13 protein-coding genes are annotated in these 14,823 nt (G+C 63.8%); 11 read left to right on the top strand and 2 right to left on the bottom strand.

What is annotated here, in order from left to right:
• Positions 1-100: 100 nt before the first annotated feature.
• The 6 genes from GMST_RS03825 to GMST_RS03800 all read left to right on the top strand — a co-directional run bounded on the left by GMST_RS03825 (position 101) and on the right by GMST_RS03800 (position 6,006).
• The gene (locus GMST_RS03825; protein ID WP_183353307.1) at positions 101-484 is read left to right on the top strand and encodes a RomY N-terminal domain-containing regulatory protein; all 384 of its coding nucleotides are present in this window, start codon (positions 101-103) and stop codon (positions 482-484) included.
• Between the two features lie 22 nt (positions 485-506).
• Complete coding sequence (locus GMST_RS03820; RefSeq protein WP_183353306.1) at positions 507-1,331, top strand: transketolase; 825 nt, start codon at positions 507-509, stop codon at positions 1,329-1,331.
• Between the two features lie 18 nt (positions 1,332-1,349).
• Positions 1,350-2,282, top strand: a complete 933-nt coding sequence (locus tag GMST_RS03815) for a transketolase family protein (RefSeq protein ID WP_183353305.1) — start codon at positions 1,350-1,352, stop codon at positions 2,280-2,282.
• A complete protein-coding gene (locus GMST_RS03810; RefSeq protein ID WP_183353304.1) occupies positions 2,279-2,944 on the top strand; it encodes a type II secretion system protein in 666 nt (221 codons plus the stop codon). The genes GMST_RS03815 and GMST_RS03810 overlap by 4 nt, the downstream gene beginning before the upstream one ends.
• A gap of 119 nt (positions 2,945-3,063) precedes the next feature.
• Positions 3,064-4,563, top strand: a complete 1,500-nt coding sequence (locus tag GMST_RS03805) for a two-component system sensor histidine kinase NtrB (RefSeq protein ID WP_183353782.1) — start codon at positions 3,064-3,066, stop codon at positions 4,561-4,563.
• 69 nt (positions 4,564-4,632) lie between these two features.
• Positions 4,633-6,006 (top strand): sigma-54-dependent transcriptional regulator, encoded by a 1,374-nt coding sequence (locus GMST_RS03800; protein WP_183353303.1) that lies wholly within the window; start codon positions 4,633-4,635, stop codon positions 6,004-6,006.
• A gap of 230 nt (positions 6,007-6,236) precedes the next feature.
• Here the strand turns inward: GMST_RS03800 and GMST_RS03795 are convergent, their stop codons facing one another.
• Complete coding sequence (locus GMST_RS03795) at positions 6,237-7,343, bottom strand: DUF362 domain-containing protein (RefSeq protein ID WP_183353302.1); 1,107 nt, start codon at positions 7,341-7,343, stop codon at positions 6,237-6,239.
• A gap of 145 nt (positions 7,344-7,488) precedes the next feature.
• Between GMST_RS03795 and GMST_RS03790 the strand changes: the two genes are divergently transcribed.
• On the top strand, positions 7,489-8,223 hold the full coding sequence (locus tag GMST_RS03790) for a response regulator (RefSeq protein ID WP_183353301.1): 735 nt from the start codon (positions 7,489-7,491) through the stop codon (positions 8,221-8,223).
• Between the two features lie 377 nt (positions 8,224-8,600).
• Here GMST_RS03790 and GMST_RS03785 read toward each other — a convergent pair whose 3' ends face one another.
• Positions 8,601-8,867: a hypothetical protein gene (locus GMST_RS03785; RefSeq protein WP_183353300.1), complete on the bottom strand. Its 267-nt coding sequence runs from the start codon at positions 8,865-8,867 to the stop codon at positions 8,601-8,603.
• A 741-nt stretch (positions 8,868-9,608) separates the two neighbouring features.
• On the opposite strand from GMST_RS03785, the gene GMST_RS03780 reads away from it, so the two are divergent.
• The 4 genes from GMST_RS03780 (at position 9,609) to GMST_RS03765 (ending at position 14,803) form a co-directional block, all read left to right on the top strand.
• Positions 9,609-12,596: a PAS domain S-box protein gene (locus tag GMST_RS03780; RefSeq protein ID WP_183353299.1), complete on the top strand. Its 2,988-nt coding sequence runs from the start codon at positions 9,609-9,611 to the stop codon at positions 12,594-12,596.
• A 104-nt stretch (positions 12,597-12,700) separates the two neighbouring features.
• Positions 12,701-13,228: a peptide deformylase gene (gene def / locus GMST_RS03775; protein ID WP_183353298.1), complete on the top strand. Its 528-nt coding sequence runs from the start codon at positions 12,701-12,703 to the stop codon at positions 13,226-13,228.
• A gap of 316 nt (positions 13,229-13,544) precedes the next feature.
• Positions 13,545-13,907, top strand: a complete 363-nt coding sequence (locus GMST_RS03770; protein ID WP_183353297.1) for a response regulator — start codon at positions 13,545-13,547, stop codon at positions 13,905-13,907.
• A 29-nt stretch (positions 13,908-13,936) separates the two neighbouring features.
• Positions 13,937-14,803: a cyclic di-GMP-binding domain-containing protein, MshE-related gene (locus GMST_RS03765; RefSeq protein WP_183353296.1), complete on the top strand. Its 867-nt coding sequence runs from the start codon at positions 13,937-13,939 to the stop codon at positions 14,801-14,803.
• Positions 14,804-14,823 lie beyond the last annotated feature (20 nt).

Below are 14,823 nucleotides of genomic sequence, written 5' to 3'. Positions count from 1 at the left end.
CGGATGCCTTCTCATGGGAGACCTGCGTAATTAGCTTGCAACGCCGACGGCGCTGTGCTAATTTGCGCAGGTACGCCATTTGGCGTAGAGGATGACGGTCATGGTGCTCGGATTCAATCACAACATACGGTATAAAGGGGAGTTATTCCACGTGCAGACCGAGGACAGCGGTCTGGCAAATCCCCACATCATCACCCTGCTCTACCTGGGCGGGACCATCCTCTGCTCCAAAAAGACCAGCTACGCCGACATCATCAAGGCGGAGCAGCTGGAGCAGGTGGTGGAATCCATCATGAAAGAGCAGCACAAGGAGATGATGCGCCGCCTCAAGGGGGGCGAATTCGACGCCCGCATCTTCCCCAACGCCACCCCCAACCAAGCGCCGGCTCCCCCCAGCCCCCCCGCCGAACCGGCCCCAGCCAAACCCACACGCAGCCTGGATGAGGTGATCCTCGATTACCTGATTACGGGCGAGGAAAAATAACGCCAGCCTGAAAGGAACCTTCGTGAAAGAAAAGATTGCAGAGCTTGAGGAAAAGGCGAGGCGGCTGCGCGTCGCCATCGTGAAGACGCTGCACAAGTCGCAGTCCGGGCACACCGGCGGCTCGCTCTCCGCCATCGACATGGTCTGTGCGCTGTACTTCCACAAGATGCGCCACAACCCGCAGGACCCCGCCTGGGACGGCCGCGACCGTTTCGTGCTCAGCAAGGGGCACGCGGCCCCCGCGCTCTACGTGACGCTCGCCGAGGCCGGCTACTTCCCGGCCGAAGACCTCATGATGCTGCGCCGCCTGGGGAGCCATCTGCAGGGTCACCCGGACTCCAAGGGGACCCCGGGGGTGGACGTCTGCACCGGGAGCCTCGGCCAGGGTCTCTCCATGGCCAACGGCATGGCGCTCGGCTTGAAGCTGGAAGGTAAGCCGAACCGGGTCTACGCGGTCTTAGGCGACGGCGAGCTCCAGGAAGGGCAGGTATGGGAGGCCGCCATGGCCGCCGCCCACTACAAGAGCGACAACCTCTGCGCCCTCATCGACTCGAACCGCCTGCAGATCGACGGCTTCGTCGAGAAGGTCATGAACGTGGGGGACATCGCTGCCAAGTTCCGCGCCTTCGGCTGGAACGTGATCGAGATCGACGGGCACGACATGGGCGCCATCGTCGCAGCCCTCGACGCCGCCGAGTCCCACAAGGGTGCGCCGACCGCCATCGTGGCCGCCACCGTGAAAGGGAAGGGCGTGCACCTCTTCGAGAACAAGGCCGCCTACCACGGCGTCACCCCCAACGACCAGGAGCTTCCCGAGGCGCTCAAGTGCCTGGGCTGCTTTGACTAGACAGGAAAGGATCCGACTATGATTGCAACGAGAGACGCCTACGGCGAGACCCTGGCTGAGCTGGGCGCCGAAAACGATAAGATCGTGGCCCTGGACGCCGACCTGTCCGGTTCCACCAAGACCGGGGTGTTCGCCAAGAAATTCCCGGAGCGCTTCTTCAACTGCGGCATCGCCGAGGCCAACATGGTGGGTACCGCCGCCGGCCTTGCAGCCGTCGGGAAGATCCCCTTCCTCTCCACCTTCGCCATCTTCGCCGCAGGCCGCGGCTGGGAGCAGATCCGCCAGTCGGTCGCCTACCCCAAGGCCAACGTGAAGATCGTCGCCACCCACGGCGGGGTCACCGTCGGCGAGGACGGCGGCTCCCACCAGTCCGTCGAGGACGTGGCGATCATGCGCGCCATCCCGAACATGACCGTGATCGTCCCGGCCGACGGCGAGGAGACCAAGGCCGCCATCCGCGCGGTTGCCGCCTACAAGGGGCCGGTCTACGTGCGCCTGGGGCGCAACAAGGTCCCCAACGTCTTCCCGGCCGGGCACACCTTCGAGATCGGCAAGGGTAACCAGGTAGTGGACGGCACCGACCTCACCTTCATCACCACCGGCCTCATGACCGCCGCCGCCGTGACCGCCGCCGAGAAGCTCAAGGCGGAAGGGATCTCCGCACGCGTGGTGCACCTGGGGACCATCAAGCCGCTCGACAAGGAGCTGGTTCTGCAGGCAGCCGAGGAGACCGGCGCCATCATCACCGCCGAGGAGCACTCCGTGGTGGGCGGCCTGGGCGGCGCGGTCGCCGAGTTCCTCGCGGAGAACTGCCCGACCCTCATGAAGCGGGTCGGCGTCTACGACCGCTTCGGCACCTCGGGCAAGGCCGACGAGCTCCTGAAGTACTTCGGCCTCAACGCCGAGACCCTCATCGAAGAAGCCAGGGAGATCCTCTCGAGGAAGAAATGAGCCACCCGCTCCGCTCGCAGGCAGGCCTCACCTACCTCGCCACCATCGTCATGGTGGTGATCCTGGGGATCATGCTCTCCCAGGGGGCGCAGTACTGGAGCACCCGGATGCAGCGCGAGCGCGAGGTGGAACTCATCTTCCGCGGCACCCAGATACGCGACGCCCTGAGGCGCTGGTACGGCTTCAGGCCGCCTTCCACCGACTCGAACGGGAGGCAGACCCCGGCGAGCGACGGGTCGCTGACCGGCGCGGTAAAGCGCCCCCCGCTGCCGGACCTGAAGACACTCTTGAGCGACCCGAGCCAGGCGGGGCGGGTCCGCCTCCTGCGCCCCTCGAACCTGGTGGATCCCATCACCGGCAAGGAGTGGGCGGTGGTGAAGGACGCCTCGCAGCGCATCGTCGGGGTGGCCAGCACCAGCGAGAAGCCGCCCTTGAAACAGGCCAACTTCCCGCTGGACCTCGACCCGCAGGATTTCGAGGGGAAGAAGAAGTACAGCGAGTGGCAGTTCATCTACAACCACTACCCGAAACCCGGCGCCGCCGGCGGGGTCAAGGGGTTGCCGACCACCGGCCCCGACGGGGGGAAAGGCTCGGCCACCCCCTCTCCCGGCAGTTCCGGACCTCCTACCGGCACCAACCAGCCGGGGGCGGGCGCTCCCTAGCAGCTGCAGTACCTGAACGATCTGTGCGCCCGGCTTTGGCCGGGCGTTTTTCGGCAGTACGCTTGTCACCTGGGGCCTTGCGGGCTCCCGACCCCCTGAACGCCTAACGCGGAGGCACTCTGATATTCAAGAGTCTGACAACGAGGGTCATCGTCCTTACGATCGCGCTGCTCATCTTCGGCATCGGAACCTTTGCCGGCCTGACCCTGCGCCGCGAGCAGCAGCAGCTCATCAACTCCGCCCGCGAGAGCAGCGACCTCTTGCTGAACACCATCGAGCGCAGCGTCTACAACTCCATGCGCATCGGCAACACCGAGGATGTCCAGGTCATCCTGGAGATGGTCGGCCAGAACGAGAAGCTGGTCGGCGTGCGCATCTTCCACCCGCACGGCGTCATCCTCAAGTCCTCCCAGCCCGGCGAAGTCGGCCGTCCCGTCGACGAGCGCGACTTCAAGCTCTACCTGGACAACAAGCGCGAAGGCGTCTTCAACCTCCCCGGCCACGGCGAGGTGCTGGGTATGGTGAAGCCGATCTACAACGATAGGCAGTGCAACCTCTGCCACGGCTCCAAGAGCCGGATCATCGGCCTTTTGAACGTGAACTATTCGCTCGTGGAGACCAGGAGCAAGATCGTCGAGCTCACCAAGCTCTTCGCCGCCTCCACCTTTGCCATCATCTTCTTCCTCTCCGCGGCGATCTCCATCGTCATGGTCAGGTTCGTCAAGAAGCCGCTCTCCCGGGTGGCCGAGAACATGGCCAAGGTCGAGGCGGGGGACCTCTCGGTGCGCATGACCACGCACGGCAAGGACGAGATCGGCAGGCTGATCCTCTCCTTCGACTCCATGGTGGACCGGCTGGACAAGGCCAAGAAGGAACTCGAGGCCTATCACTTCCAGCAGATGGAGCGTGCCGACCGGCTCGCCTCGGTGGGTGAGATGGCGGCCGGCATCGCCCACGAGATCAAGAACCCGCTGACCGGCATCGCCGCAGCGATGACCGTCATCAAGGACGACTTCACCGAGGGGGACCCGCGCATCAGCATCATCAACGAGGTGCTCGAGCAGATCTCCCGGCTGGACAAGACGGTGAACGACCTGCTCTTCTTCGGCAAGCCGACCATCTCGGAGCCGGCCTGCACCGACATGAACCAGGCGCTCAAGAAGATCCTGGTCTTCGCCTCGCAGCACCGGGGTGGGAAGAACATCGAGAAGCAGCTCGACCTCGAGGAGAACCTCCCGCCGGTCTACGTCGACCCCAAGCACATCCAGCAGGTGTTTTTGAACCTGTTTTTGAACGCCGTGCAGGCGATGGCCAACGGCGGCACCCTCACCGTGCAGAGCCGGCGCATCGTGACGGATGGAAAGGACCTGGTGCAGGTGAAGGTCACCGACACCGGCCAGGGGATCCCCCCCAACATCCTGGAAAAGATATTCACCCCGTTCTTCACCACGAAGGCACAGGGGACCGGCCTCGGGCTCGCCATCAGCCACCGGCTGGTCGAGCAGCACGGAGGACACCTGAGCGTGGTGAGCGAAAGCGGCAAGGGGACCACCTTCACGGTGGAGCTCCCGGCCTACGGCAGCGACGGGGAGTGCAAGTTGGCAGACGCGGTAGCCTAAAGCCAGAGGGCGGGGCGCCGGCACGGCAGATTCTGCTGGTGCGGTACATCACAGCTTTAAGGAGCAGCCATGCGCAGAACGAAGATAATGGTGGTGGACGACGAGCACCTGATCCGTTGGTCCCTGGAGCAGAACCTCAAGAAACAGGGGTATGAGGTCTACACCGCGGGGACCGGCGAGGACGCGCTCAGGCTCGCCCGCGAGGAGCAGCCCGACCTGGTGCTTTTGGACTACCACCTCCCCGGCATCAACGGCCTGGAAGTGCTGCAGCGGCTCAAGGAGACCGACGAGGACGTCGTGGTCATCATGGTAACGGCCCAAGGGGGGCTGGAGACCGCGGTCAACACCATGCGGCACGGGGCTTACGACTACATCAACAAGCCGTTCAACCTGGACGAGCTCTCCATCGTGATCCGCAAGGCGCTGGAGACCTCGGACCTGCGCCGCGAGGTGGTGCAGTTACGCAGCGAGCACAAGAAGCAGGGTCCGCCCACGATCCTCGGGAACTCCAAGCACATGAAGAACGTGCTGGAGATGATGGCCAAGGTGGCCAAGAGCGACGCCTCGACCGTGCTCATCCAGGGGGAGTCCGGGACCGGCAAGGAGCTGGTGGCCAAGTGGATCCACTACGAGTCGGCGCGCGCCGAGAAGCCGTTCGTGGCGATCAACTGCGCCGCGGTGCCGGCGACCCTTTTGGAGAGCGAGCTCTTCGGCCACGAGAAGGGGGCCTTCACCGACGCGAAGGCCTCGAAGAAGGGTCTCTTCGAGCTGGCCGACGGCGGCACCGTGTTCCTCGACGAGATCGGGGACATGGAGATCGGCATGCAGGCGAAGCTCCTGCGTTTCCTCGAAGACCGCACCTTCAGGAGGATCGGCGGCACCAAGTCGATGCCGGTCGACGTGCGCATCGTCTCGGCGACCAACAAGGACCTCTTGAAGGCGATCGAGGATAAGACCTTCAGAAACGACCTCTACTACCGGCTCCAGGTGATCCCGATCTTCCTCCCCCCCTTGAGGGAGCGCAAGGAGGACATCATCACCCTGGTGAACTACTTCATGGAGAACTTCTCCAAGGAGTTCAACAAGCCGATGAAGGGGATCTCCAACATGGCGGAGAAGCTCCTGGTCGAGTACAGCTGGCCCGGCAACATCCGTGAGCTCAAGAACGTCATCGAGCGCGCCATCATCCTGGGGACCGACGAGAACCTCCTTTTGGAGAACCTGCCGCTCGAGATCGTGGCCAAGGCGAGCCAGTCCGGTGCGGTGTCGATGACCACCTTCAAGCTCCCCCCCGAGGGGATCGACATCGAGGAGGTCGAGCGCGAGCTGATCAAGCAGAGCCTGGAGATCACCGACTGGAACCAGTCGAAGGCCGCCAAGAAGCTGAACCTGGGGATCGACGCCTTCCGGTACCGGATGAAGAAGTTCGGGTTTTTGAAGTAAGGAAAACACCTCAAAAACCCTGGAGCGCGGATGGCGTGGATGCCGCGGGTTTTCCGCGGATAAACCACAGACGTCAAAAGCAGATACTTACGCTGACAAAGAAAAGGCCGACACCGGGATGCTCACCCGGGTCGGCCTTTTCTTTTGCTTCAGGTAACGACGTTGCAGTTAATCCGCGGAAATCGGCACGAGCACCCAATCCGCCTCATCCGCGTCCGGAGCTTTGGACGTTAAATCTTCACCAGCTGGTACTCCCTCACCCCCAGGCCGATCTTCTCCGCGTGCTCCAGCTGCACCTCCCAGTCGATCTCCGGGTGCACCCCGCGGAACTTGTCGCCGCCCGGCTCGTGGCCGCTTGAGAGCGCCGTGTTCTCGTTGCCGCGCGCGTTGTTCACCAGGTCCGCGCAGGCCTGGTCCAGCGCCACCGGGTCCGTCGAGGCGCAGATGCCGATGTCGTTCACGATCGGCGCGTCGGCGTGCCCGTAGCAGTCGCAGGCCGGCGACACCTGGGTGATGAAGTTGAGGTACAGGGTCTTCTCCCTCTTGCCGGCAACCGACCCCAGCGCGTACTCGGCCATCTTGCGCATCACGAGCGAGGCGCTCTCGTTCCACTGGATGTTGATCGCCTTCTGCAGGCAGGCGGTGATGCAGCGGCTGCACCCGACGCACGCCGCGGCGTCGATCTGCGCCTTCCCCTCCATGATGCTGATCGCCGCGTGGGCGCAGGACTTCAGGCAGACCGAGCAGCCGTTGCAGAACTTCTCGGCCACCTTGGGCGCCACGGTCGAGTGCTGCTGCATCTTGCCGGTGCGGCTCGCGCACCCCATCCCCAGGTTCTTCAGGGTCCCGCCGAAGCCGGTCAGCTCGTGGCACTTGAAGTGGGAGACCGCGATAAGCGCATGGGCCTCGACGATCTCCGCGCCGATGGAGACGCTCTTCAGGAGCTCCCCCTCGATGGGGACCTCCACCGCGGTGTGCCCGCGCAGGCCGTCGCTCATGATAAGGGGCGCCCCCACCACCGCGTAGGCGAAGCCGTTCTCGATGGCGCAGACCAGGGCGCTCGCCGCCTCCTTGCGCTCCCCGGGGTACAGCGTCGAAGAGTCGGTGAGAAAGGGGATGCCGCCTTGCCCCTTGATCTCGTCCACCACCCGGCGCACGAAGATGGGACGCACGAAGGTGTGGTTCCCTTTCTCCCCGAAGTGCACCTTCACCGCGGTCAGGTCCCCCTTGGCGACGACCCCCTTAAGGCCCGCCTCCTGCATCAGCCTCCCGATCTTCCCAAACAGGTTCTCGCGCGAACCCGCCCGCATGTCGGCGAAAAATACCTTGCTGGACATATGAAACTCCCGTCGTATCTGTGTTAGAACAGCTGCTTGGTGGTACCACAGATCCGGAGTGATTTCAACAAGCTCAAGGTTTCGCTTGCTCTGCCGTCAAAATCTGTTATTTATTAAAAAAATCGTTCGGCAACCGGGGGTGCCAATGAAAGAATGCGAAGACCGCGAGCTCTGGGTCCTGGGGCTTGGCGATAAAATAGAACGAGGGGCAGTGGTCTGCAGCTACCTGGCCGAAGGCGGCTACCGGTGCAAGGTGGCCGGCATCGCCGACTTGGCCAAGTGCACGCCGCTTGCCATCCTCCTGGACATCTCCCCCTGGTCGGACGACGGCTGGGGGATCCTGCAGATCTTGAACGCCGACCCGGCGACCCGCGACATCCCGGTCCTGCCGCTCTACCTGAGCGAAACGGGGCAGGTGGGCGAGGTCTTCCCGGTGGCCGGGTTCATTACCCTCCCTCTCGAGAACGGCTACCTCACCAAGAAGCTGCAGCGCTTCGGGCTCACCGACGAGTCCGACGACTACGACCTGCAGGCCATGGTGGTCACCCGCAGAGGGGAGGAGCACCTCGAGCACGCCATCGTGAAGCTCGGCTTCGAGGTGCTCAACGCCTACACCGGCAAGGAGGCGATCGCGCTCGGGACCATCGTGCACCCCTACATGATCTTCTGCTCGCTGATGCTCCCGGACCAGACCGCCTTCGACCTTCTGGAGCGTTTCCGGCTCTACCCGCAGACCCGCAACATCCCCTTCTTCGTGCTGTTGAAAGACGTCCTGAAGGAAGGGGAGCGCGGCGTCATGAGCCATGCGATCGATCACCTGGTGCGCAAGAACTACCTCACCAGGGACGAGTTCCTCTCCTACTTCAAGAAGTCCGCATAACGCGCACCCAAGCGCAAGGCAGCAAACGGAAAAAGGTGAAAGAAGCAGGCAGGACGACCAGAAACGGTCGCCGCAGCCGGCTCCTTTCACCTTTTTTTATGGCGCTTTGGTCTCTGCTAACCCGGGATCCAAGAAACGGATATCTTACCCACGAAGCGCAGCTGGCGCACTCACGTTCCCCCCTTTGAAAAAGGGGGGGCAGGGGGGATTCGTCTCTGCTAACCCGGGATCCAAGAAACGGATATCTTATCCACGAAGCGCAGCTGGCGCACTCACGTTCCCCCCTTTGAAAAAGGGGGGGCAGGGGGGATTCGTCTCTTAAAGATGACTACCTGCGGCCGCTAGCACCGGGGCGAGTCTGGGCGCCGCGCCCCTTCCTAGTAAGTGATCCCCGCGTAGAAGTCCTGCAGGAACTGGCGCTGGTTCTTGGTCATGACGCCACGCACGTTGATCTCGGACAGGATGCGCCAGATGATCCCCAACTCGCTGAATACCCGTAGTACCGCCGAGAGCTTGTGCTGGGCACTGGCGTCCTCGCCCATGAGGCAGCCTTTCACCAGCTCCTCGGTGAACACCGAGAGTCGGGTTATCTCGTGATGGGTTGCCATGACGGCTATCGGAGTGATCTCTTCTTCTGTCGTCATATGCCTCTCCAGTCCGCAAACGGGCTGAACCGGCCGCCTGGCATCCAGTCTCGTGCGAACCTGCCGGTTCAGGTATTCGGTACTGCTGCGGTCGGGGATGGGTGGTCGGGAAGGCTTCGGAGTTCGAAGCCGCGCAGCGGTAAGGGGGGCGGCGCTTTCTCTAACTAGTTCGGCACCAGGGGTAGAAAGTTTAGGCGAAATAGTGAAAAAATTTTGTGGTCCGCAGCGGGGAAGCCGCCGAAAGCTGCCGGAGCGCCCCGCGGCGGGCAAGCACCCCTTCCGTAGGCGGAGTCTCTCCCCGTTGAAGCGGGCTTCATCGCTGCAAGGAGCACCGTGTATATAATTCAGCAAGTTGTCCCGCCTGAGGCGGCCGGGGTGCGCTCTGCCTCCCGGCCCGAAAGCGTCCCCTCTCCTGCGCCGCGAACGGTACGATTTGTCCCTCAGATGCCGACAGGTAGCGTCGGCGTATGGCCGCATCTGTTTATAACTAATTTATTAAAAATCTTGACATAATTGACGTAAAGGGATTATTTCTACCTTCCCGACCTGCCGAGGCAACCGCAGCTAACTCGGCAAGGGACCGTGGGTGAGTGCCGCCAAGAGGAGGCAGAAGTGCTGCAGTGTCGCGCGCCGGTTACGCCACGCGATGCAGCAGACCCGGAAAGTCCTAGAGATCCTCAATTTGCACACTCTTCGTCCCTTCGAGGGAAAACCTTATCCTGTACCGTCTGAGTCTGACGTATGCCGTACACTCCCGCTGACATGCACGAAATAATCGTACCCGCCACTATTCTGGTCGTGGAGAAGACGACCGATCCCCTGCAGCCTGCCGGCCGGATCCTCGAGGAGGCCGGCTACAGCGTGCTCTTGGGCGACAGCGCGGCCCAGGCGCTCTCGCTCACCTCCCTGTACCGCCCTGACCTCCTGCTTTTGGACGATGAACTGGCCGACGGCTCTGCCGAGGAGCTCGTTGCCTGCATCACGTCTGATCCGCAGCTTGCCGGGGTCTTCGTGGTGCTGATGACCTCCCAGCGCCAGCGCTACGGAGCCCTCGCGGCCGGCCGGCGCAGCGGCGGCCCCGACGCTTTCCTGGTGCGGCCCTGCCAGGGGATCGAGTTCCTGGACCGGGTCGGAGAGTACTTGAGCCTGCGCGGCGCCCGCGACCGGTTGAGGGAGAGCGAGCGCCGCTACCGTACCCTCTTCCTCGGTACCGAAAAGGGGATCGCGCTCCTGGAGATCATCAGCAGCGAATCCGGAATCCCCTACGATTGCCGTTTCCTCGAGGTCAATCCAGCCTTCGAGCAGCTGGTCGGCCGTCCGGCCAGTTCGCTGGTGGGACATTCGGTGCCCGAGGTGTTGCCGGGATCGGCCGGGCTTTGGGCGCATGCCTACGGGCAGGTGGCGCTTTCCGGCCAGACCGTACTCCTCGAGGAGTGCCAGGCCATTGGGGAGCGCACCTGCCAGATCGAGATCCACGCACCCCAGCCCGGCAGACTCTCCTGCATCTTTATCGACGTCACCCAGCGCCAGGCTCTCGAGGAGCGCCTTGCTGCCACCGACGAGCGCTGCCGTGCGCTCCTTTCCGCTTTCGACGGTTCGATCTACACCTGTTCCGAGGACTACCGCATCACCTACATGAACGACGAGCTGATCGGGCGGCGCGGCGATGCGGTGGGAAGCTACTGCTACCAGGCGCTGCACGGCCTGGAAGAGGTCTGCCCCTGGTGCGTCAACGAACGGGTCTTCCAGGGGGAGCGGGTCGCCTGGGAGGTGAAGAGCCCCAAGGACGGGCGCTGGTACCACTGCATCAACACCCCGGTGTACCACGCCGACGGCAGCATCTCGAAGCAGGCCCTGATCCGCGACATCACCCACCTCAAAAAGACCGAAGCGGAGCTCAGCTTCAAAAGCTTCACCCTCGAGAACCTGGGTGCGGAGGTATTCTGGCTCAGCTCCGAGGGGCGGATCATGGACCTGAACCGGGTCGCCTGCGAGAAGCTCGGTTACGCACGGGAGGAGCTGGTGGGGCGGCCGATCACCGAGATCGACCCCGAGTTCGATCACGAGGAGCCCCGGCGGCTTTGGAGCGAGCTCAAGGAGCGGGGGACCCGGCAGTTCGAGACCACCCACCAAACCCGGGACGGGCGCCGCTATCCGGTCGAGGTCCTCGCCAACTACCTGAACCTCGAGGGGCTCGAGTTCAACTGCTGCATCGTGCGCGACATAAGCGAGCGCAAGCGTCTCGAGCGCGCGCTGCAGGACGGCAACGAACTCTTCCGCACCCTGTGCGACTCGGCGCCCATCGGCATCTTCCGCTGCGACGCCCAGTGGAACAACATCTACTGCAACGCGCGCTGGGAGGAGATCACCGGGATGTTCGCCATCCAGGGGGCCGGCAACGGCTGGCTCACCGCCATCCACCCGGAGGACCGCGAGGAACTCCTCCGGGTGCGCAACGAGGCGGCCGCCAAGGGGCAGGGGTACTGGCACGAGCACCGCAAGCTGACCTCTCAGGGAAAGGTGGTCTGGGTGCGGGTGCTCGTGAACCCGATCAAGGACCCGCAGGGCGGCATCGTGGGGTACGTGGGGACGGTCGAGGACATAACCGAGCTGCGCCAGGCCCGCCAGGAGATCCTCAAGTCCCAGAAGCTCGAATCGATCGGCGTCCTGGCCGGCGGCATCGCCCACGACTTCAACAACATCCTGACCGCCGTCCTGGGGAACATCTCCCTGGCCGGATTCCAGCTCGACGATCCCCAGAAGGTGGCCCAGCGCCTGGAGGAGGCGGAGAGCGCCGCGGCGCGGGCCCGCGACCTCACCCAGCAGTTGCTCACCTTCGCCCGTGGCGGCGAGCCGGTGAAGAAGATGATCGAGCTCCCCGGCCTGCTCAAGGAGGCGGTCGCCTTCGCGCTGCACGGCTCCCTGGCCGGCTGCCAGCTGCAGCTCGCCGAGGATCTCTGGCCGTTGGAGGCTGCCGAGGGGCAGCTGGTCCAGGTGGTGCACAACCTGGTGCTCAACGCGGTGCAGGCGATGCCCGAAGGGGGGATGGTGACCGTAGCGGCGGAAAACCATCGCACTCCCGGCGGGGACCCCTTCGTCCAGATCAGCGTCTCGGATACCGGCATCGGCATCTCCGATCAGCACCTCGAGCGGATCTTCGACCCCTATTTCACCACCAAGAAACAGGGGAGCGGCCTCGGCCTTGCCTCCTGCTACTCGATCATCAAGCGGCACCTGGGGACCATCACCGCCCAATCCCTGCTCGGCAAGGGGAGCACCTTCCGGGTACTGCTTCCGGCTTCCCGGGAGGTCGTGGTGCCGGCGGGTTCCAGCGTGGCGGAGGTTTCCGGGGGGGCGAGCCGGGTCCTCGTCATGGACGACGAGGAGATCGTGCGCACCCTGGCCAAGGCGATCCTCGAGCAGTTGGGGTATCGGGCCGAGTGCGTGGAAAACGGAACACAGGCCGCCGAGCTCTACCGGCGCGAGAGGGAGAGTGGCGAGCCGTTTTCCGCCGTCATCCTCGATCTCACGGTCCCCGGCGGAGTCGGTGGCAAAGAGGCCATCAAGATGCTGCGCAGCTACGATCCCCAGGTGAAGGCGATCGTCTGCAGCGGCTACTCCACCGACCCCGTCATGGCGAACTTCCGGGAGCACGGTTTCAACGCCGTGCTCGCCAAGCCCTACCGTCCCCACGACCTAAGCCGCGTGCTGCGCGAGGTGCTGGGCTAGGGCCTGCCGCCCCCCGACAGCCGCAACCGCCACCCCCTTTCAGGACCACATCGGTCGTGTTAGAATGACTGAGCGAGCAACAGTCTTTTCTCAGGGGGAAACCCATGCCGATCATCCGCCAGATAGCACAGCTTGGCCAGCCGGTACTCAGGAAGGTAACCCGGGACATCGCAGATCCCGCCCATCCCGAGGTGCAGGCCCTCATCGACGACATGCTGGTCACCGTCGACGATGCCCACGGCGTCGGCCTCGCCGCGCCGCAGGTGTTCGAATCGCTCTCGCTCTTCGTGATCGCCTCGCAGCCCAACCCGCGCTACCCCAAGGCGCCCGATCTCCCCCCCTTTGCGCTCGTTAATCCCGAGCTCGTCTGGGCCTCGGACGAGAAGGAGAAGGGGTGGGAAGGGTGTCTGAGCATCCCCGGGCTGCGCGGCATCGTCCCGCGGCACCGCAAGATCGGGGTGCGCTACCTGACCCGCAGCGGCGAGCTGCGCGAGGAAGAGTTTTCCAACTTCACGGCCCGCATCTTCCAGCACGAGTTCGACCACCTCAAGGGGATCGTCTTCCTGGACCGGATGGAGAGCCCGCAGGAACTGGTGACCGAGAAGGAGTACATCCGGATCGTCTCCGGCTAAAACCCGAATTGCGCCACGGAGACACGGAGCACACGGAGAACTTCCAAAACCAAATCCGTTGAAAACTTAGCTAACCGGTTCGGCCTTGAGCGCTAACGTTTCCAGGCCGAACCCATTTTCGGCCTTTCTCCGTGTACTCCGGCCTCCGTGGCAAACCGGTTTAACGCCTTTCCCGGTTATCCCCCAGCCCCAAGTCCCCACCCCCTGCATTTATCTCTCAAGCTACTGTCATTACTCGCCGATTACTCAGTCAGGATCGTCCCCTCCCGGTAAGGCGACGCATCCTTATTGGCCATAACCGTAAGAGGAGAGCATCATGCCCAAAAAAGTACTGGTAGTGGACGACAGCCTGGTAGTGGCTCGCCAGCTGGAACAGATCATCGGCGGCTCCGGTGACTTCTGCTGCATCGGCTCAGTGAGAAACGGCGCGGAAGCCATCAAGGCGAACCAGCAGGACAACCCCGACATCATCTGCATGGACATGAACATGCCGGGAATGGACGGCCTCACTGCGCTGCGCAGCATCGTGGCCCTCGACAAGGAGGTCAAGGTCGTCATGGTCACCTCGCTCGGCGGGGTCAGCGACAACTTCAACGAGGCGATGAAACTGGGCGCCCGGTGCGTCATCTCCAAGCCCTTCGTGGCAGAGGACATTCTGGGGGCCCTGCGCGCACTCTAGCCGCGGCCCTTTCAAAAAGGGGAACTGATATGGCAGTGAAATTTTTCGGGCAGTACCTGGTGGAAAAGGGGGTGGTGTCCCGCGAGGCTATCGTCGAGGCCATCGCCCTGCAGGAAAAGCAGAACCTGAAGCTGGGCGAGATGGCCGTCTCCATGGGGCTTGTGACCTCCGCCGACATCGAGCGTGCGCACCAAAGCCAGCTCTCCCGGGACATGAAACTGGGCGACCTCCTGGTGGCGACCGGCACGCTCACCGAGGGGCAGCTGGCCGACGTGGTGGCCCGGCAGCAGGCTACCCACCTCTACATCGGCGAGGCGCTCATAAAGGTCGGCGCCCTGGACCAGGAGAAGCTCGCCCGGCAGCTCGAGGCCTTCAAGCTCGACCAGGCCCCTTACGTGGCCGACGGCATCGCGCTCCCGGTCAAGGTGGCCGATGCGCCCCTGTGGGAGATGACGGTCGATCTGACCTACAAGCTGGTGACCCGGGTGCTCGGGCTGCGTTTCCGTCCCGGGGCCTGCCAGGTCGTCTCCCAGCTGCCGGCCTCCCACCAGACAGCGGCCCTCGATTTCGCCGGCGACGCCAGCGCCCGCTACCTGATCGCCGTTTCCGAGCCGGTGCAGAAGAAGGTGGCGCAGGCCCTGTTGCACGCCGCCGTGGTCGATCACGAGCCGGTCGAGGTCCTGGAGGACTGCCTCCTCGAGTTCATAAACGTGGTCTGCGGCAACGTGGCGGCCAAGGCCTCCCAGGACGGCTTTACCCTGACCATCAACCCGCCGGTCACCGTCCCTGCGCCCGCTGCCGGCCTGCCGCTCGCGGCGGGAGAGGTGGGCCTGTGCTTCCCGATCCACCTCGAAGATGGCCACCAGATGGAACTCTACCTGGTGCTCCCGAAATAGGGGCGCGAGGGGGACTGGCA

This window comes from Geomonas silvestris (genome assembly GCF_014193515.1).
GTDB classification, from domain to species: domain Bacteria; phylum Desulfobacterota; class Desulfuromonadia; order Geobacterales; family Geobacteraceae; genus Geomonas; species Geomonas silvestris.
The sequence above is the reverse complement of the archived record's forward strand: the minus strand, read 5'-3'. Positions and strand labels throughout refer to the sequence as shown.